General features: G+C 36.6%; 20 protein-coding genes. 11 read left to right on the top strand and 9 right to left on the bottom strand.

Going from position 1 to position 20,111, the window contains the following annotated elements; all coding sequences use genetic code 11:
* Positions 1-34 precede the first annotated feature (34 nt).
* The 4 genes from HFD15_RS09945 (at position 35) to HFD15_RS09960 (ending at position 4,586) form a co-directional block, all read left to right on the top strand.
* Entirely contained in the window at positions 35-850 is an 816-nt protein-coding gene (locus HFD15_RS09945; protein WP_058208809.1) for a putative RNA methyltransferase, read from the top strand.
* Positions 851-1,028: 178 nt separating this feature from the next.
* Positions 1,029-2,549, top strand: coding sequence for an ABC transporter ATP-binding protein (locus HFD15_RS09950; protein ID WP_017864584.1), 1,521 nt, complete (start codon positions 1,029-1,031; stop codon positions 2,547-2,549).
* Positions 2,542-3,636: an ABC transporter permease gene (locus tag HFD15_RS09955; RefSeq protein WP_025017112.1), complete on the top strand. Its 1,095-nt coding sequence runs from the start codon at positions 2,542-2,544 to the stop codon at positions 3,634-3,636. Before HFD15_RS09950 ends, HFD15_RS09955 begins: the two co-directional genes overlap by 8 nt.
* Positions 3,633-4,586 carry an ABC transporter permease gene (locus tag HFD15_RS09960; protein ID WP_058208810.1) on the top strand — a complete coding sequence of 318 codons (954 nt, stop codon included), beginning with the start codon at positions 3,633-3,635 and terminating at the stop codon, positions 4,584-4,586. The genes HFD15_RS09955 and HFD15_RS09960 overlap by 4 nt, the downstream gene beginning before the upstream one ends.
* A 117-nt stretch (positions 4,587-4,703) precedes the next feature.
* Here the strand turns inward: HFD15_RS09960 and HFD15_RS09965 are convergent, their stop codons facing one another.
* The 6 genes from HFD15_RS09965 to HFD15_RS09990 all read right to left on the bottom strand — a co-directional run bounded on the left by HFD15_RS09965 (position 4,704) and on the right by HFD15_RS09990 (position 12,073).
* Positions 4,704-5,681, bottom strand: a complete 978-nt coding sequence (locus HFD15_RS09965; protein WP_181952283.1) for an L-lactate dehydrogenase — start codon at positions 5,679-5,681, stop codon at positions 4,704-4,706.
* A gap of 117 nt (positions 5,682-5,798) precedes the next feature.
* Positions 5,799-7,307 carry a pyruvate kinase gene (gene pyk / locus HFD15_RS09970; protein ID WP_003131076.1) on the bottom strand — a complete coding sequence of 503 codons (1,509 nt, stop codon included), beginning with the start codon at positions 7,305-7,307 and terminating at the stop codon, positions 5,799-5,801.
* An 87-nt stretch (positions 7,308-7,394) separates the two neighbouring features.
* Positions 7,395-8,417 carry a 6-phosphofructokinase gene (pfkA, locus tag HFD15_RS09975; RefSeq protein ID WP_003131080.1) on the bottom strand — a complete coding sequence of 341 codons (1,023 nt, stop codon included), beginning with the start codon at positions 8,415-8,417 and terminating at the stop codon, positions 7,395-7,397.
* Positions 8,418-8,802: 385 nt separating this feature from the next.
* On the bottom strand, positions 8,803-9,951 hold the full coding sequence (gene nagA, locus HFD15_RS09980; RefSeq protein ID WP_010905894.1) for an N-acetylglucosamine-6-phosphate deacetylase: 1,149 nt from the start codon (positions 9,949-9,951) through the stop codon (positions 8,803-8,805).
* Positions 9,952-10,123: 172 nt separating this feature from the next.
* Positions 10,124-11,302 (bottom strand): toxic anion resistance protein, encoded by a 1,179-nt coding sequence (locus HFD15_RS09985; RefSeq protein ID WP_003131084.1) that lies wholly within the window; start codon positions 11,300-11,302, stop codon positions 10,124-10,126.
* 144 nt (positions 11,303-11,446) lie between these two features.
* Positions 11,447-12,073, bottom strand: a complete 627-nt coding sequence (locus HFD15_RS09990) for a 5-bromo-4-chloroindolyl phosphate hydrolysis family protein (protein ID WP_010905895.1) — start codon at positions 12,071-12,073, stop codon at positions 11,447-11,449.
* A gap of 191 nt (positions 12,074-12,264) precedes the next feature.
* Between HFD15_RS09990 and HFD15_RS09995 the strand changes: the two genes are divergently transcribed.
* The 6 genes from HFD15_RS09995 (at position 12,265) to rsmG (ending at position 16,942) form a co-directional block, all read left to right on the top strand.
* Positions 12,265-13,290, top strand: a complete 1,026-nt coding sequence (locus tag HFD15_RS09995; RefSeq protein ID WP_012897958.1) for an NAD(P)H-dependent glycerol-3-phosphate dehydrogenase — start codon at positions 12,265-12,267, stop codon at positions 13,288-13,290.
* A 42-nt stretch (positions 13,291-13,332) separates the two neighbouring features.
* Positions 13,333-14,274: a UTP--glucose-1-phosphate uridylyltransferase GalU gene (galU, locus tag HFD15_RS10000; protein ID WP_017864588.1), complete on the top strand. Its 942-nt coding sequence runs from the start codon at positions 13,333-13,335 to the stop codon at positions 14,272-14,274.
* A gap of 70 nt (positions 14,275-14,344) precedes the next feature.
* Positions 14,345-14,752, top strand: a complete 408-nt coding sequence (locus HFD15_RS10005; RefSeq protein WP_012897960.1) for a NusG domain II-containing protein — start codon at positions 14,345-14,347, stop codon at positions 14,750-14,752.
* Complete coding sequence (locus HFD15_RS10010) at positions 14,749-15,279, top strand: Gx transporter family protein (RefSeq protein ID WP_003131089.1); 531 nt, start codon at positions 14,749-14,751, stop codon at positions 15,277-15,279. Before HFD15_RS10005 ends, HFD15_RS10010 begins: the two co-directional genes overlap by 4 nt.
* On the top strand, positions 15,270-16,229 hold the full coding sequence (locus HFD15_RS10015; protein ID WP_058208811.1) for a polyprenyl synthetase family protein: 960 nt from the start codon (positions 15,270-15,272) through the stop codon (positions 16,227-16,229). The genes HFD15_RS10010 and HFD15_RS10015 overlap by 10 nt, the downstream gene beginning before the upstream one ends.
* Positions 16,226-16,942: a 16S rRNA (guanine(527)-N(7))-methyltransferase RsmG gene (rsmG, locus tag HFD15_RS10020; RefSeq protein WP_003131091.1), complete on the top strand. Its 717-nt coding sequence runs from the start codon at positions 16,226-16,228 to the stop codon at positions 16,940-16,942. Before HFD15_RS10015 ends, rsmG begins: the two co-directional genes overlap by 4 nt.
* A gap of 15 nt (positions 16,943-16,957) precedes the next feature.
* Here the strand turns inward: rsmG and HFD15_RS10025 are convergent, their stop codons facing one another.
* Positions 16,958-17,422, bottom strand: coding sequence for a hypothetical protein (locus tag HFD15_RS10025; protein ID WP_058203166.1), 465 nt, complete (start codon positions 17,420-17,422; stop codon positions 16,958-16,960).
* 333 nt (positions 17,423-17,755) lie between these two features.
* Here HFD15_RS10025 and HFD15_RS10030 point away from each other — a divergent pair, with 333 nt between their 5' ends.
* On the top strand, positions 17,756-18,250 hold the full coding sequence (locus HFD15_RS10030) for a DapH/DapD/GlmU-related protein (protein WP_167593581.1): 495 nt from the start codon (positions 17,756-17,758) through the stop codon (positions 18,248-18,250).
* A 252-nt stretch (positions 18,251-18,502) separates the two neighbouring features.
* On the opposite strand, the gene HFD15_RS10035 is transcribed toward HFD15_RS10030, so the two are convergent.
* Both HFD15_RS10035 and HFD15_RS10040 read right to left on the bottom strand, forming a co-directional pair.
* A complete protein-coding gene (locus HFD15_RS10035) occupies positions 18,503-19,792 on the bottom strand; it encodes a LysM peptidoglycan-binding domain-containing protein (protein ID WP_167593580.1) in 1,290 nt (429 codons plus the stop codon).
* Positions 19,789-20,013, bottom strand: coding sequence for a phage holin (locus HFD15_RS10040; protein ID WP_167593579.1), 225 nt, complete (start codon positions 20,011-20,013; stop codon positions 19,789-19,791). Before HFD15_RS10040 ends, HFD15_RS10035 begins: the two co-directional genes overlap by 4 nt.
* Positions 20,014-20,111 lie beyond the last annotated feature (98 nt).

Here is a 20,111-nt window from a genome sequence, read left to right on the forward strand (position 1 = left end):
ACTGACAAAACTTAATTTTTATATTGGAGAACAAATGTCTGAAATCATCAGCTGCCCTGTATGCAGCCACTTGCTCATAAAGGAACAAAATACTTATAAGTGTGAAAATAACCATACTTTTGATTTAGCTAAGGAAGGTTATCTCAACCTTCTTTTAAATGCTAAAAAAACTTCTGGCGACTCAAAAGAAATGATGGCAGCCAGACGCGACTTTCTTGCCAAAGGCTATTATGAAAAACTATCAGATAGAGTTAATCAAAGACTTAAAAAAACTCATTCAACTGACCAAGCTATCCTTGATATTGGTTGCGGCGAGGGCTACTACCTTTCACGCTTCCAAAAAGAGATTGCTCCGAAAGCCTCTAATTTCTATGGAATGGATATTTCTAAATTAGGAATTCGCATGGCAGCTAAAAAAAATCCAATGATTCATTGGTTAGTCGCTAATTTTGCCAAACTTCCTTTCAAGGACAAATCTGTCAGCACCGTTTTATCAATGTTTGCCGAATATTCTGTTCCAGAAATCGACCGAATTCTTACTGACGACGGAAATATTATTATTGTCAGAGCCGCAAACAATCATCTTATCGAATTAAAAAATATTATTTATCCTGAAATTCATGAAAAAGTAAAAACTTCATCTATTAAAACTTTCCCCGGCTTTTGCGTTGAACAAGAAAATTTTTCATATAAAGTTACCATTCAATCTACCGAAGATTTATTAAGTCTGCTATTGATGACACCACATTATTGGAAAATCAAACCAGAAGGAATTGAAAATTTAAAGAAATTTGAATCCTTGGAAGTAACAATCAGTATTGAAATTGATTTATTAAAGCGACAAAAATAAATCTTTTTAACTGAAAAATAACTGTATTTTAACCAAGCTTTTTTAAAAACCAATTATTAGGAAAAGCACTCTCATTATTGGAATGACGGGGCTTTCATAAATTGGACAAATTTGATATAATTAAATTTGTAATTTTTACAATTTACATTATTATATTATTTTATAAGAAGGAGCCAATATGGCAAATGAAACTGTCATTCAAATGATTGATGTCACCAAACGTTTTGGTGATTTTGTCGCTAACGACAAAGTCAATCTTGAGTTGAAGAAAGGTGAGATTCATGCTTTGCTCGGCGAAAATGGAGCCGGTAAGTCAACCTTGATGAACATTCTCTCAGGACTCCTCGAGCCTAGCGAAGGTGAAGTCCACGTTAAGGGAAAGCTCGAAAATATCGACTCTCCGTCTAAAGCAGCAAACCTCGGTATCGGAATGGTTCACCAACACTTCATGTTAGTTGACGCCTTCACAGTTACTGAAAACATCATCCTTGGTAATGAAGTTACTAAAGGAATCAATCTCGATTTAAAGACTGCTAAGAAAAAAATACTTGAACTTTCTGAGCGTTATGGTCTTTCTGTTGAACCTGATGCGCTCATCCGTGATATTTCTGTCGGTCAGCAACAAAGGGTTGAAATCTTAAAAACACTCTATCGTGGAGCTGATATCTTAATTTTTGATGAACCAACAGCGGTTTTGACTCCAGCTGAAATTTCTGAATTGATGCAAATCATGAAGAATTTAATTAAAGAAGGCAAGTCAATCATCCTCATCACACATAAATTGGATGAAATCCGTGCGGTAGCTGACCGTATCACAGTTATTCGTCGTGGTAAATCAATTGATACTGTTGAACTTGGTGACAAAACGAATCAAGAACTTGCAGAATTGATGGTCGGACGCTCAGTTTCATTCATCACCGAGAAAGCTCCCGCTCAACCTAAAGATATTGTCCTCGAAATTAAGGACTTAAATATCAAAGAAAGTCGCGGTTCTCTAAAAGTAAAAGGATTATCACTTGATGTTCGTGCCGGTGAAATTGTAGGGGTTGCCGGAATTGATGGAAATGGTCAAACAGAATTAGTGAAAGCTATTACTGGTTTGACAAAGGTTGATTCCGGTTCTATCAAACTCCACAATAAAGATATCACCAACCAACGCCCCCGTAAAATCACAGAACAATCTGTCGGGCATGTCCCAGAAGACAGACATCGGGACGGACTTGTTTTGGAAATGACAGTAGCCGAAAATATTGCTTTGCAAACCTACTACAAACCACCAATGAGCAAATATGGTTTCCTTGATTATAATCAAATAAATAGTCACGCTCGCAAACTCATGGAAGAATTTGACGTTCGTGGTGCTGGTGAATGGGTTTCTGCTGCCTCTCTTTCTGGTGGTAATCAGCAAAAAGCAATTATCGCCCGTGAAATCGACCGAAATCCTGACCTCCTAATCGTATCACAACCCACTCGTGGACTCGATGTTGGTGCGATTGAATATATTCATAAACGTTTAATCCAAGCTCGTGATGAAGGAAAAGCAGTTCTTGTTATTTCTTTTGAACTTGACGAAATTCTAAATGTTTCCGACCGAATCGCTGTTATTCACGATGGTCAAATTCAGGGAATTGTAAGCCCTGAAACAACCACAAAACAAGAGCTCGGTATTTTAATGGTTGGAGGAAACATAAATGAATAGTAAAACAAAAAAAGTCCTTGTTCCTCTGGTAGCCATTGTTTTTGGTTTCTTATTGGGAGCAATTATCATGCTAGCCTTTGGCTACAACCCAATTTGGGGTTATGAAGACCTCTTCATTTCTGCTTTAGGAAATGCAAGAGCAATCGGTGAAACCTTACAAACAATGGGCCCACTAATTTTGACCGCTTTATCTTTTGCAGTTGCAATGAAAGTAGGTCTCTTCAATATCGGGATGTCTGGTCAAGCACTTGCTGGTTGGATTAGCTCGATGTGGTTTGCTTTGAGTTTCCCAGATATCCCACGTTTATTGATGATTCCTTTAGTTGTAATCATTGGAATGTTCTTCGGTGCATTTATGGGATTCATACCAGGTATTCTTCGTGCTCTCCTTGGAACATCAGAAGTTATCACCACAATCATGCTAAACTATATCATGTTGTTCTTCTCAACATTTATGATTCATAGCATGTTCCAAAAAAGTATCCTGATGGATAATACTACTGACCAGACAAAACTAATTGGTGCCAATGCTTCTTTCAGAACAAATTGGATGTCATCATTAACTGATAATTCAACCTTAAATATTGGATTAATCATTGCATTGATTGCCCTTGTGATTATGGCGATTATCTTTACAAAAACAACTCTAGGATTTGAAATCAAAGCTGTTGGTTTAAATCCTGATGCTTCAGAATATGCTGGTATTTCAGCAAAACGTACCCTTATCCTATCTATGGTTGTCGCTGGTGCCCTTGCTGGTCTTGGTGGTGTTGTTTACGGATTTGGATACATGCAAAACTTTGTTTCTCAGTCAGCGTCCCTCGATATCGGATTCAACGGGATGGCCGTTGCACTTCTTGGTGGTAATAGTCCTATAGGTATTCTCTTTGCTGCTCTTCTTTTCTCAGTTCTTCAAACAGGTGCTCCTGGTATGACAAATGATGGTATCCCACCAGAAATCGTTAAAGTCGTCACTGCTTCAATTATTTTCTTCATTGCAGTGAAATTCATTATCGAAGTCATGTTACCAAAAGCTAAAGAAATCAAAGCATCAGAAGCTGCTAAGAAGAAAGGAGAAAAAGCATGAATCTTGTAAATACTTTACAAATCATTGTCGCTAATATGCTCATCTATTCAACTCCTCTAATCTTTACAAGTATTGGTGGTGTCTTCTCCGAACGAGGCGGTATCGTCAATGTCGGTCTTGAAGGAATAATGACTATCGGAGCTTTCAGTTCCGTTGTATTCAACTTAACTACTGCCGGAATGTTTGGAAGTATGACTCCATGGCTCTCAATCCTTTTTGGAGCTTTAATTGGTGCTCTCTTCTCTTCTCTTCATGCGGTGGCTACAGTGAATCTAAGAGCAGACCATATCGTATCTGGTACTGTACTCAACTTGATGGCTCCAGCACTCGGAGTTTTCCTACTTCAAGTTTTCTATCAACAAGGTCAAATTAATATCAGTGAACAAATCGGTTATTGGAACGTTCCACTACTATCAAACATCCCTGTCATTGGTAAAATCTTCTTTAGTCAAACTTCTCTACCAGGGTTTCTTGCAATTGTTGTAGCCATTCTCGCTTGGTACGTTCTATTTAAAACACGTTTCGGTCTTCGCCTTCGCTCAGTTGGTGAAAACCCACAAGCAGCTGATACCCTTGGAATCAACGTTTATGCCTACCGTTGGGCTGGTGTGATTCTCTCAGGTGTCCTCGGTGGTGTAGGTGGTGCAATTTATGCTCAAGCAATTTCTGGTAACTTCTCAGTTTCAACAATTGCTGGTCAAGGGTTCATTTCACTTGCAGCGATGATTTTTGGTAAATGGAATCCTATTGGAGCAATGTTATCATCACTTCTCTTTGGGCTCTTTACCTCACTTGCCGTTGTCGGTGGTCAAATCCCTGGAATCAAAGAAATCCCTTCTTCATTCCTACAAATGGCTCCATATGTCTTTACAATTATCGTCTTGGCACTCTTTCTTGGAAAAGCAATTGCGCCTAAGGCTGATGGTGTTAACTACATCAAATCTAAATAACTTTACAAAAATAAAAAAGTCTGTTGATGAACAGACTTTTTTATTATACTTTTAGCTTAACAAATTTAATTTAAAATAAAAAGAGTTAGTTGAAATCTCAACCAACTCTTTTTATTTTTAGTTTTTAACTGCAGAAGCAAATTCTTCTTTAGCAAAAGCTTCGTCAATGATTGCTTTCAATTGAGCACCAGAAGCTTCCATTTTTTGCATTTCAGCATCATTCAATGGAATGTGGATTGGGTTAACAACACCTTCAGCACCAACTACAGCTGGTTGACCAAGGTAGCAGTCGCTTACGCCATATTGTCCATCTTGGAATACTGATACAGGAAGTACTGCATGTTCATCATCAAGAATTGCTTTAGTAATACGAGCAAGAGCTACAGCGACACCATAGAATGTTGCACCTTTTTTAGCGATGATTGAGTAAGCAGCATCACGTACAGATTCAAACAATTCAACGATTTCAGCTTCGTTAAGGTAGTCATTTTCTTGGAACCATTGTTCCAATTTAACACCAGCAACGTTAGCGTGTGACCAAACGGCAAATTCTGAGTCACCGTGTTCACCCATGATGTATGCGTGGATTGAACGAGCGTCAACATCAACTTTTTCTGCCAATGCTTGACGGAAACGTGCAGTATCAAGTGAAGTACCTGAACCTACAACGCGGTTTTTAGGGAAACCTGAGAATTTCCAAGTAGCGTATGTCAAGATATCAACTGGGTTAGCAGCAACAAGGAAGATTCCTTTGAAACCTGAAGCAACAATTCTAGTGACAACATCTTTAGTGATACGAAGATTTTTTTCAACAAGGTCAAGACGAGTTTCACCTGGTTTTTGTGGAGCACCAGAAGTCAAGACAACGAGGTCAGCGTCGCTTGCATCAGAGTAGTCTGCAGAGTAAATCTTTTTAGGTGAAGTAAATGCCAAGGCATGAGAAAGGTCTTCTGCATCTCCTTGAGTTTTTTCTTTAAAGAGGTCAACAATTCCTAATTCTTGTGCAATCCCTTGGTTTACAAGAGCAAAAGCGTATGATGAACCTACAGCACCGTCACCTACAAGGATAACTTTTTTACGTTGTTTATCAGCCATGATTTTCTTTAATTCCTTTCAAATTATAAACGAGTATTTTATAAAATATAATCTTTTCAACAATAGGGCCTGTCGATAGCGGCAGGCATTATTGTTTTAAGATTCTTAATTGACAAATTATTTAACAGTGCGGATACGCATTGTATTTGTACGACCAGTACCAACTGGAACACCAGCAACGATGATGATATTGTCACCAGATTCAACTAAACCTGAAGCCAAAGCAACTTTTTCAGCAACTTCAAACATGTCATCTGTAGATGAAGGTTTTTCAGTCATCGTTGGGATTACACCCCAGTTAATCATCAATCCACGTTCAACTTTTTCGTCAAATGTAATAGCCAAGATGTCAGCATTAGGACGGTGTTTAGAAATCAAACGAGCAGTGTTACCAGATTCAGTCAAAGCAACAATCAATTTGATATCCATAGCTTCTGCAGCGTTTTTAACTGATGCAGCAACTACTTCTGTTACAGTTGATTTGTCGTAACGTTCTGGGTGAAGACGTCCGTATTCTTTCAACATTGTTTGAGCGTTTTTGTTAACAGTAGCCATTGTACGAACTGATTCGCGTGGGTATTTACCATTAGCAGATTCACCTGAAAGCATTGTTGCGTCAGTTCCGTCAATAACAGCGTTGAATACGTCTGAAATTTCTGAACGAGTAGCACGTGGGTTGTAAGTCATTGATTCAAGCATGTTTGTTGCAGTAACAACGATTTTACCTGCTTTGTTAACTTTGCTGATGATCAATTTTTGGTAAACTGGAACCATTTCAAATGGAACTTCGATACCCATGTCACCACGAGCGATCATGATACCATCAGCTGCTTCGATGATTTCATCAAGGTTTTCGATACCTTGTTGGTTTTCAATTTTAGCCAAAAGTTGTACGTGTGGATTTCCAGTTTCTTCACAAATACGACGTACTTCTTTAACGTCATTTGCAGTACGTACGAATGAGATAGCGATAAAGTTGATTCCGCCAGGTTGTGAAAGTCCGAAACGGATATCCGCATCATCACGTTCAGCAAGAGCTGGGAAAGGAATTTTAGTGTTAGGAATGTTAACACCTTTTTGTTTACCAATAACGCCATCATTTTGTGCTTCAACTTCAAACTCACGAGTTGCTGCATCTTTACCAGTCAATGACAAACCAAGTTTACCATCGTCAATCAAAATAGTTTGACCGATTTCAACATCATCAAAGATATCAAGACCACCAGCTACGTTCAAAGCAATCAATTCAGGAGTTGATTTAAGACCTTGTTTAGTTGCAACGCGGAATTTATCTCCAGTAACAACGCTGATTGCATCAGCACCGTCAGCAAAGAGTTCTGTACGCATTTCAGGACCTTTAGTATCAAGCAAGAAACCTACTTTATGACCAGCGATTTCTTCAGCTCGGTGAACTGTTGCCATACGAGCACCTTGTTCAGGATGGTCACCGTGTGAGAAGTTAAAACGGAAGACATTTGCACCTTCTTCAATCAAAGCTGCAATGTTTTTTGCTGATGCTTCGACGTCAAGAGATTCTCCCCAATAGCCGCTTTCACCAAATTTTTTGCCACCACGAATTTCGACAGCAGGTCCAAGAGTTGAGACGATTTTTACACGTTTATTCATTTTGTGTTTTTCTCCTATAATGATTAATTATATATCTCTGCCCTAATTATGCGTTTAACACTTAACTAGAAACAGATTTGCAGTAACTTAGTTAAGGTTAAGATTGTTGAGTGCTGAGTTAAGACGGTAAAGTTCAAGACCAGCTTTATGCGGGTTATTTACTTTGATTCCACCTTCAGTAGTCAAACTAAAGAGCGCTCCTTCTTCAGCTGTTCCGAGAATTGGACTTTCTACAAGTTCTTCATTACGGATACCAACGGCTACGCCCCCGATTCCATCACGAAGCAATTCAACGGCACGAGCACCCATACGGGAAGCAAGAACACGGTCACGAGCTGTTGGTGAACCACCACGTTGGATGTGTCCAAGGACAGAAACGCGAAGGTCTCCTTTATAACCAGCTTCTTTAAGTTTTGTAGCAAATTCTTCACCAGTCATTACACCTTCAGCAAGAACGATGATGTGGTGATTTTTACCTTTTTCGTAGCCTTTGTTAATGTTGTTAACTACGTTTTCAAACTTAAATTCTTTTTCTGGAATACAAATATCATCTGCACCAGCAGCGATACCAGCATTCAAAGCGATATCTCCAGCATTACGTCCCATTACTTCTACAACGAAAGTACGGTTATGTGATGATGAAGTATCACGGATTTTATCCAAGGCATCTACAACTGTTGAAACAGCTGTATCAAATCCAATTGTAAAATCAGTTCCTACGATATCGTTATCGATTGTTCCTGGAAGTCCAACAGCTGGGAAACCATGTTCTGTAAGACGCATAGCTCCATGATAAGAACCATCACCACCGATTACAACGACACCTTCGATACCGAATTTTTTAAGTTGCTCAATCCCAGCAAGTTGTCCTTCTACTTGAGCAAATTCTGGGTAGCGTGCTGAATACAAGAATGTACCACCACGACCGATTTTATCACCAACTGAAGCTGACGTAAGCGGGAAAATATCTCCCGCAACCATGCCCGCATATCCGTGATTGATACCGTAAACTTCGATACCTTCAGAAATTGCTTTGCGAACAACTGCACGAATAGCCGCATTCATTCCTGGGGCATCACCACCAGAAGTCAAAACTGCAATGCGTTTCATTTAAATCTGTCCTCCGAAATTGAGATACATAGCAAAAATACGTAAACGTTATTAATATTTTTACCATGTTCATTTGTTGTCTAGTTCATTATATCACGTATTTATAAAAAAATCTCTTTACAAACTGTATGAAACGTTTTCATTGTTTCTTTTTTTCTAAGCCTTATTTTGCAAGGGTTTTCTAGCATTTTCAAATAAAATTTATAGACTTCATTTGCTCTTAATTCTTCTATAATATGACATAATAATAGCCATTCTATTCTTTTATATTTTAACAAAAAAGTAAATAATCTTTTACCTTTTTGTTTATTTTTCTGATTATTCAACTTGAAAAATGAAATATTTTCATAAAAAAATGAATTCCTTGCTAAATTCATTTTTTATATTACGCTTCATAGCGTTTTTCACCATCAAGATAAGTTGCAACTAAATCAAAATCATTGTCTAAAACGATAAAATCAGCTGACAAACCTGGTTTTATTTGACCACAAACATCATCAATGTTTACAGATTTTGCTGGTGTCAATGAAGCCATCATAATTGCTTCTGCTGGTGTGGCAATCCCCCAGTCAATGACATTTTTAACAGCTGTTTTGAGTGTTAAAATTGAAGCAGCAGGGCGTCCTGTTGGAAGCCATGCGGCTCCGTCACGAACTTCTACTTCGTATTCGCCAAGCATATAAGGTCCGTCAGGAAGTCCTGCGGCACGCATTGAGTCTGTAATCAAAACAACATGGTCAGCACCTTTCATTTTCATTACAATTTCAGCTGCTTCTGGACGAACATGGTGACCATCACAAATTAACTCAGCATAAGTGTTTGGCGTATTTAAAATTGCTCCAACCATTCCTGGTTCTTGGTGAGTCATTCCAGACATTCCGTTAAAGGTGTGAACCCAAACAGATGCTCCAGCTTGTACCCCAGCAACTGCTTGTTTATAAGTCGCATTTGAATGTCCCAATGCAATAACAACACCTGATTCAGTTGCTTTACGGATGAAGTCTTCTGAACCATCACGTTCTGGGGCAAGACCGATTTTTTTGAGCATTCCATGTGCAGCTTCTTGCCAATCTTCAAGTTCCCACATTTTGGCATCGCGCATGTATTTAGGGTTTTGAGCCCCTTTCTTTTCTTCTGTAAAGAATGGACCTTCAAAGAAAATACCACGAACTTTGGCTCCGCGAGCTTCTTGGTAATGTTCTCCTACAACCGTACAAACTGCTTTCAATCCTTCATGATCATCGGTCAAAGGACTTGGTAAAAATGAAGTGACCCCTGCTGACAACAAGCCTTCTGACATTGTTCCCATAATTCCTTCAACTTCAGCATCTTGGGCATCCGCTCCACCAAAACCATGGATATGTGTTTCAACAAGACCTGGGGCAATTGATTGACCTGAATAATCTAAAATGTCAGCTCCTGCTGGTGCTTCTTCAGTCCACTCTCCAAATTTTCCATCAGTAATTTCTAAGAAACCACCTTTTTTTGTTTCATAAGCGTAGAAAAATTGATCTGCTTTAATATAGTAAGTCATAAATATCTCCTCTTCTTTTTCTTTAATTTTAGCACCCTTTATCTTTTTTGTCAATAAACAGTATATACCAATTATCGCTATAAAAAATTACTGACAGATTTTGCCTGAGCCTATACAAATCATGCTTTAGCAGATGAAAATAGCGCTCAATTTCTGTCAGTAATTTTAAAATTTAATTTAATTGTTTATTATTTGATAATTGTAACAATTTTTCTTTAATTTCTTCTTCCATTTTAGAAAGTTCAACCTCACCTTGTTGACGTTTTTGACGTCCTTCGGCCTGAATTCTCATGGTTTCTTGAATAGTATCAACTAAGTTTTGTTGAGTTAATTTTAATGTTTCAATATCTACTAAACCACGTTCATTTTCAGTTGCAGCCTCAATTGTTGATGCTTTAAGCATTTCTGAATTTTTACGCAACAAATCGTTGGTTGTTTCTGAAACAATACGTTGACTTGTCAAAGCATCTTTTTGTTTTAAGAGGGTCAAAGCAATCGCAACCTGATTTTTCCATAGTGGAATGGCAGTGTTAATTGAAGTTTGGATTTTCTCAGCTAATTCTTGATTGGTATTTTGAATGAGACGAATTTGTGGGGCTTGTTGAATTGTCAACTGACGAGCAAGACGCAAGTCATGAGCTCGTTTTTCTAAGCGATTTTTATATGATTCTAAATCATTCACTTTTTGAACAATCAAGGCATTGTCAGTCGAATCTTGAGCTTCTTTTCGAGCTTGCGGAATAATTTCTGTATCTAATTCTTGGACTTTTAATTCAGCACCTGCAATATAAACATTCAAAGCCTTGAAATAATTCAAGTTTTCATCGTAAAGTTTATCGAGCATTTCATTATCTTGCAAAAGTCCTTGTTGCTCATTGTTCAATTTTGCAGAAATTTTATCAATACCTGCCCCAATTTTTTGGTATTTTTGCGTCACTTCAAAAATTGAACGTTTAACTTTACCAAACATTTTGGTAAAAATCCCTTTATTTTCAGCCACCAATTCGTTTGGATTAGCTTGTTGTAAGTTAAACATCAAATCTGTCAGTGAAGAACCAACTTCACCCAAATCTTGTGCCTGAACTTTATTTAAGACACTTTGAGAAAAAGCCGAAATCTTATCTTGGGCGCTTGCTCCATAGTTAATGACAGATTGAGCACTTGATTCATCCAACTGTTTTGATAATTCTTTTGCTTTTTCTAATTCTTCCGTAGAAAGAACTTCTACTGCTGCTAAAGAGGCTTTTTCGTGCATTTTTACAATTTCTGACTTTTGTTGTTCATCTAATTGCTCTGCCTCTTTAATGACTTTATCATTGGTCATCAAATCATCTAAAATTGGATTATCCATATCTTTAATTTCCTTTGCTATACTTATATTTCTTTACTTTTAATTATAAATGATTCCTGCCAAAATTGACAGGAATATTTGTTTTTTTACTGACAGAATCATCAGTTTTACTGACAAGAATTTTTAAAATGTCTGTCAGTAAAATTATTTGTCAAAATCAACTTGATGTTTGATGACATTGACATCGTCCATCAAAATTTCATGGTAGTTTTTAGAAATTGAATGTGAGAGTGTTTTTATCAAAAGTAAGGTTTCATCTAAATCACGATTGATTTCTTCTGTTCTTACTGACTGTTTCTTCATCTCAATAAATTTCTCTGACAATTTGACCATGTTTGGCAAGTCTTTATATAGAAACTCATTTTGTTTTGTGAGTTCTTGTGGATTTTGAACAATATATTTAAACGTTTGTTTGCTGGCTTCTAAACCACCTGTCACTGATTCAACAACTTGTAAATCATCTTCTTTTTTCAGTAATTTTTCCCAAGTTTTGATATTTTCTTTTGCTTCTGACAAGTTTTCACGGAAAATTTTAATATCCGTATCTGAGAGTCCTGCTTCGTGGTAACGTTCAATATTTTCTTTTTTGCTCATTCCTTTATCCTTATATCCTTCTTCTCTTTCATCGGGGTTTTTTCGCATAAAACTAATTCCGATAATCATTTTTATAATTAAGAAAAAGAGAACTAATCCAAAAATCACATTCACGATTCCTAGATGACCATAACCGAACATCATGTCCTGATGATTCATAAATAAACTGACTGGCATATTTTTTTCCTCCCGCTTGCGTCCTGTTCTCACAAGTTTCTAATTTTTAAATTTCATTTTTAAGAATAACCTTTCGGATATATCTCTATTTTATCATAATATTTGAACCCTAAATCATACTTAGGGCTGATTTTTATTCTTGCTTATGTTAAAATGTAAAGGAAACCAAAACGAAAGAAAGGATCATTTCTATGAATCCACAAAAAATTGCAGTTTTAGGCCCAGGTTCGTGGGGAACTGCACTTTCACAAGTTCTTAATGATAATGGTCATGAAGTTCGTATCTGGGGAAATAACCCAGAACAGATGGCTGAAATTAATGAAAAGCATACAAATACACGCTATTTTAAAGATGTTGTTTTGGATGAAAAAATAAAAGCATTTGATCGTTTAGATTTAGCTTTAGAAGATGTTGATGCCATTTTATTTGTTGTACCAACAAAAGTAACACGTTTGGTCGCAAAACAAGTAGCCGAAGTCCTCAAACACAAAGTACACATCCTTCACGCTTCTAAAGGGCTTGAACAAGGGACACATGAGCGAATTTCTACTATTCTTGAAGAAGAAATCCCCGCTCAATTGCGAGGAGAAATCGTGGTAGTTTCTGGCCCTTCTCATGCTGAAGAAACAATTGTTCGTGATATTACTTTAATTTCTGCAGCTTCTAAAGACCATGATGAAGCGAAATACGCTCAAGCAATCTTTAGCAACGACTACTTCCGTCTTTATACTAATACTGATGTTGTTGGTGTTGAAACAGCCGGTGCCCTTAAAAATATTATTGCCGTAGGCGCGGGTGCTCTTCACGGTCTTGGTTTTGGTGATAATGCTAAAGCAGCAATTATTACACGTGGTCTTGCCGAAATTACTCGTTTAGGTGTGGCTATGGGAGCTGAACCTTTAACTTATAGCGGTTTGTCTGGTGTTGGTGACTTAATTGTAACAGGTACTTCAATTCACTCACGAAACTGGCGTGCGGGTGATGCTCTTGGTCGCGGCGAAAAGTTAGCTGATATTGAAAAAAATATGGGAATGGTTATTGAAGGTGTTTCAACCACTAAAGCTGCTTTTGAGCTTGCTCAACAGCTAGATATCGATATGCCAATTACCGAAACAATCTACAAAGTTCTCTATGAAAATCTAGATGCAAAAACTGGAATTCTTGATATCATGCGCCGCGAAACTCGTGCCGAAAATGAATTCATTAATAATAAATAAAAAGTAAATACGATTTATCTAACTATAAAGGAGTTATTATCCATGAAACAAAACGCTATTCCAACTAAAGCCAGAAAAGTACGTAAAGCTGTTATTCCTGCCGCTGGTCTCGGAACTCGCTTTTTGCCAGCAACTAAAGCGATTGCCAAAGAAATGTTGCCAATCGTTGACAAACCTACTATTCAATTTATCGTTGAAGAAGCCTTGAAATCAGGAATCGAAGATATTTTGATTGTTACTGGTAAAGCAAAACGTCCTATTGAAGACCATTTTGACTCAAACATTGAGCTTGAACAAAATTTGCTTGAAAAAGGAAAAACAGAATTACTTAAACTTGTTGAAGAAACGACAGATATTAATCTTCACTTTATCCGTCAATCTCATCCAAAAGGATTGGGACATGCCGTTCTTCAAGCTAAAGCTTTTGTTGGAAATGAGCCTTTTGTAGTCATGCTTGGCGATGACTTGATGAATATTACTGGGAATGAAACTCCTTTAACTAAAGACCTAATTAATGATTATGAAAAAACTCACGCTTCAACAATCGCGGTTATGAAAGTTCCTCATGATGATGTTGATAAATATGGTGTCATTGACCCTAACGGTGAAGTTTCTAAAGGCCTTTACAATGTTGAACGTTTTGTCGAAAAACCAAATGTTGATGAAGCTCCTTCTGACCTTGCAATTATCGGTCGTTACCTCTTAACTCCTGAAATTTTTGATGTTTTAGAAACACAAGTTCCCGGTGCTGGAAATGAAATCCAATTGACTGATGCTATCGAACGTTTGAATAAAACACAACGCGTTTTTGCTCATGAATTTACTGGAAAACGTTATGATGTTGGTGATAAACTTGGTTTTGTTGAAACAACAATTGAATATGGTTTAGAACACCCACAAATCGGGGCGAATTTGAAAAACTACATCATTGAAAAAGCAAAAGAACTTTCTAAAGATGACTCAAAAAATATCACTAAAAAATAAGAAAGAGCCGAAAGGCTTTTTCTTTTTGATTTCGTGAATTTTTTCATTAATTCTGCTATAATTAACCTTAATGAACTTCTTTAAAAACACGGTTAATTTTTTTAAAAGCATAAAGACAAAACCGCTTGATTTTGTTATTATTTTTCTACTGTTCATCGCTTCTTTCTCAACCTTGTTCTTCTTCGCTACTGGTTCCAAGGGAGCTCAGGCCGAACTAAGAATTAGTGGTAAGGTGATTAAAACTTTTGATTTAAATAAAAATCAAACTTGGACCTACCGTGATAAAGATGGCGATTATAATAAAATACAAGTTAAAAATGGTGAAATTGCGGTTGTCGAAGCCAATTGTAAAGACCAAATTGACGTCCAAAGGGGCTATATTTCTAAGACTGGGGAAACTATCGTCTGTTTACCTCATAATTTAGTGATTGAAGTTATGAGTGGTCAAAAGGATGAACAGGTAGATTATAAAGTATGAATATTAAAGAATACGTTTATGTTTCTCTATTGACAGCTGCTGCGGTAGTTATGGGAATTATTGAAAGCTCTTTACCTCCTTTTTTTGCTTTTGCACCTGGAGCTAAAGTGGGCCTTGCCAATTTGGTGATGATTATTGCAGTTTTCACTTTAAGATGGCGACAAGTTTGGGTCATGCAAATTCTTCGTCTATTAATTACAGCACTTTTTACTGGTTTTTCCGTTTTTCTATACTCTTTTGCAGGCGGAATCTTATCTCTGTTAGCCATGTATTTGATGAAGCAATTTGGACCAAAACTGGTTTCAATGATTGGAATTTCGACAGTTGGTGGATTTTTTCATAATTTTGGCCAATTAGCAATGGCTTCTCTTTTAGCTAAAACAACTTCTGTTATGCTTTATTTGCCTTGGCTTGCCTTTTTTGGAATACTTGCTGGTTTTGCAATTGGCATTGCTGGGAATCAATTAATTACACGTGTTAAACCTATTCAAGAACTATTTATTAAAGAAAGTAAACAATGGACTTAAAAAATAACTTTTGGAAAGACTATCCAGAGCTTGAAAAAGAATTGGTTCAAGTTCAACAATTAATGAAAAGCCACGTTACCATCAAAAATTCAGATGTTAAATCGGCTATTTTTGATATATTTGATGCGGGCGGAAAAATGTTGCGTCCAGCTTATTTACTTTTATTTTCAAGATTTACTGATCTTTCTGAAAATGAAAGATTGGCACTTGCGGCTTCTGTCGAAATGATGCATACAGCGACTTTGGTTCACGATGATGTCATTGACCACGCAGACACACGGCGTGGCGTAGCTACTTTGTCAGCAAAATACGGACCAGAAATTGCCGTCTATGCTGGGGACTATTTATTTATTGCTGTCTTTCGTCTAATGTCTGAACACTCATTAGAATTATCAAATTTAACCAAAAATATTGGTTCAATTGAGCGTTTATTAGGTGGTGAGCTTGGTCAACTTAATCATCATTTTAATCTTCAACAAACTTTAGATGATTATATTGAAAATATTTCAGGAAAAACGGGAGAACTTTTTGCACTTTCTGCTTCTGTTGCTCCTTTAATTTCTAAAAATAATACATTGACCAAACGAGCTTATAAAATTGGAATGAATATTGGGATTTCTTTCCAAATTATGGATGATTATTTAGATTATGCATCGACTGCTCAAACACTTGGCAAACCAGTACTTGAAGATATTAAACAAGGCATTTATTCTGCTCCTGTTCTCTTTGCTTTACAGGAAAACAATGCTCTTGTTTCTGAATTAATTAAAAATGAAAAATTTGAAGAAGTTTATGATTTTATCAAAACTTCTGATGCCCTTGAAAAAACCAAAGCACTTGCAAAATCTTATACTCTTTCAGCATTAAATTTAATTGATAAATTACCAAAAGGTAAAAATCGTGAGCTAATTGCTGAAATTACTAGAAAACTTTTGGAGCGAACTTTATGACCCCTGATGAATTTTTGTCAGCACTGACAGAATTTGATATTCAACTCTCTGATAAACAAATCAAACAGTTTGAACGCTATTTTGAACTTTTGGTTGAATGGAATGAAAAAATTAACCTGACAGCAATTACTGAAAAAAATGAAGTCTATTTAAAACATTTTTATGATTCTATTGCACCAATTTTATATGGATTGATTACTGACCAACCTGTCAGCATTTTAGATATTGGTGCTGGAGCTGGTTTTCCTAGCTTACCAATGAAAATTATTTTCCCTGAATTAAAAGTGACTATCATTGATTCTCTCAATAAGCGAATTAATTTTTTAAGTTTACTGACAGAGGAATTAGGCCTCGAAAATGTGACTTTACTTCACGGACGAGCTGAAGATTTTGGTCAGGATGCTAATTATCGTGGAACTTTTGATTTTGTTACTGCCCGTGCGGTTGCTAGACTTTCTGTTTTGACTGAATTTACGATTCCCTTTCTCAAGAAAAATGGTATTTTATTGTCATTAAAAGCAGCTCAATTTGAAGAAGAATTGAATGACGCTAAAAAGGCAATTGCTACACTTGGCGGAAAATTTATCAAAGAAGTCGCTTATGAATTGCCTAACGGTGATGAGCGTCACATTGCTCTGATTGAAAAGAAAAAAGAAACCCCTAAAAAATACCCACGCAAAGCCGGAACTCCTGCAAAAAATCCAATAAAATAAAAAAATCGGCCATTTTTAGCCGATTTTTTTGCTGAGATTAATCACCAATACTGAAATAGAAACAATCGCAGTAAAACTATTCATGACCATTGCAGGTGCCGTCAGTGAAAGGCTAGTAAAGATTGAGAGTAAGATAAAAGTAATATGTATTGACCGATAGCGAAACCAAAATTTAGTAAATTTATTCTTCCACACTTTTTGACTTTGTTTTTGACTTTTATTTTGAATTTTAAACCATGACCTTACGACGACAACAACAATTAAGTCTAATAAAATCATGTAAGCAAAAACCATCGCAAAAGTAATCCCAACTGATAAATAATCAATCTCGGCTAAAACTTTATAAAGAGTGATTGTTTTATTATCAACTTGTAAATAAACATCACCAACAATCGTATAAATCTCTATGAATAATCGAGCCAGTATAAAAGCTACAAATATTCCAAGTAACACAACCAAAAAGTGAAGTAATTTTTTCATTTTATTGATTCCATTCTGCTTTAATAGACTTTACTAAATACATAGTTTTTAGTTTTAAAATTATGACATAAAAAAGCCCTGACCGAAGTCAGGGTTATTTTTATTTTCTACTATTTAATTCAGCCAAGATAATCAGACCGACAACAATAATCAGCCAAGCCCACCAGTAATCTAATAGTAGTTTCATGTCGGGCAAGAGGGTATATATCTTGGATAAACAGTTTTTTTTATTATTTTCTTAAAAATATAAATTGTCTGATTCCTATTTTTTTTACTTTTTTAAAATTTTATACTAAAATATAATTATTAAAAATAATAGATGAAAGAAGTTATATGCGGGTTTTAAAAGAAAAGTTTTTGTTGGATTACAAAAATACCACTGGACACTCTGAAATACATTTAAAAGATTTTTTTACTAGACCTATAGTCCGTTTTCTATTGCTCTTTAGACTTGGCGAAAAAAATAAATTATTTTACATTTTGCAAAGGCTCTACGGAAGAAAGTTTGGGCTAGAAATGAAATCAGACAATTGCGGAGCCGGTCTTCAAATTGGCCACCCATTTAATATTACAATAAACCCTGATGCAGTAATAGGTAAGGGAGTAATTTTAACAAAAGGAGTTACAATAGGTGTTGAAAAAGGGAAATGTCCCATAGTCGGAAATAACGTGCGTATAGGTGCAAATTCTACCATAACCGGCGGGATAAGTATTGGAGACAATGTGGTCATTGCACCAAATACTTTTGTAAATTTTAATGTTCCCAGCAATACCGTTGTAGTGCCAGGTAAAGCCGAAATTCACAATCGGCATACTAAAAAAGCTTAAACAAGATCATTTTTCTGAGGCCCTTTCCCTCTCTTGAAAACCGCATAATACCAAATGTCCGTGAGGTCAAGAATAATGAAGATGTTGCTTAAAGTGAAACAGCTGGATTTAATTCGGAAAATAAAGATGTGCGAATCTATGGACGATTAAATCGCTATGTACCAACGTATATTGTGGTTTTACGGACAATTCACGGACGATTTGGTTTAATTCTGAAAATAAAAAAAGCCCTGACCGAAGTCAGGGTTAATTTTAATAATTTAGAGTTTGACCAGCGTAAATCAAATTAGGGTTTGAAATACCATTCATTGAAACAAGAAGTTGAACAGTTGTTCCTAAACGACTTGCAATTAATGAAAGATTATCACCAGAATGTACGGTGTAAGTTCGTGCTGTAGCCCCAGATTGACCGCCTGTGAAGCGAATAACCTGACCTGCATAAATCATGTTCGGATTAGATAAACTGTTCTGACGTGCTAATTCTTGCCAGTTTGTTCCCCAATTTGAAGCAATTCCACTAAGTGTATCACCTTGTTTTACAATGTAACTTTTTGAGGTTGTTGCGGGTTGGCTAGTTGATGCATCAATAGTTTCAACATTATGAACAGATAACCAGCTCATAATACCATCAAGCAAGACTGTATCACCGTTCTTCTGGATGATTTTATGTGGTTTACCTTTTACCCATTGAGGAATTGTTTCTCCTGTGGCATAATTCGTAGCACTAAAGTTTACTTTAACCGTCATTCCAACTTCTACATCATTGCCTTTAACTTCATTGGCTTCTTTACCACTGCCAATAGCCGGTGTAATAGTATCGGGTTTAACTTCTTGCCCTTTTTGTTCTCCATAGCCATTGTCTGTGATTCCCGTTAAGTCAACATTCCCATCAAGTCCGCCAGCAACATAAGTTGATGTGAACTGGAATACTGAAATTCCGTCCATACTTGGGAAAAAACTATAGTTTGGAACTGGGGTTACTTCATAATTTGGATATGCCGCAATCCATAGTGAGTTAGGAAACTCTTTGAGGATTTTCTTATAATTGACATTTTCCAAAGTGTATGGCTTGTACGAATAGTACATTGGCGTATATCCAGCCGCTTTTACACGTCGCATTCCATAAAGAATCGCATCAGTATTCGCTTGTTTATCTCCACTTGCTCCACTTTCATAATCCAATGCTACAATGGAGTTCTTAGGCGTTTGAATTTTGGGCAAATAACGGTCAAGTGCCGCTTTCGCTACTTCTTGAGAACCTCCGACTTGATACCAAATATAAGTGTGCGCTCGTTTTCCTTGGGCAATGGCAGATGCAACTTGTGTTGAATAAGTCGCTTGGTCAACGAATGAACCGCCATAAGTTCCGCCGATTTGACTAAATGCAAACTTATCATGCCCATAGCCAAACTTGCCGTATGTGCCTTGATACACCGACCAGTCGACTCCTTGGTCACCAACTGCCGCAAATACTGGTCCACTTGCTGCAACAACAAAGAAAGCTACCATTCCGATGGCAGCTTTTTTAATTACTTTTTTCATTTGTTTTCCTCTGTATCATTCGACTGGCTATTATATTTAACAGCACTTACTCCAGCTAATGTTCCCAAGAATACTGTGAATGCATTCAATGTAATAATAGCTAAATCAGTTCCACCCCAACCGTAGGCTTTACCAATTACACCGATAAAAACACTGAGTGCTGGCAATGCTGTCAAAACAGCCCATTTGATAATGTTATAAACTTTGTCATTTGAAATCATTTTCTTTTCCTTCCTTATACCTTTCGTAAATTTCGTGAGCATAATGATTGCCCCCTAACGCTGTATATTCATCAAAAATACCACTGACAATTTGTAAG

The organism is Lactococcus sp. EKM203L (genome assembly GCF_011800585.1).
Lineage (GTDB): Bacteria > Bacillota > Bacilli > Lactobacillales > Streptococcaceae > Lactococcus > Lactococcus lactis.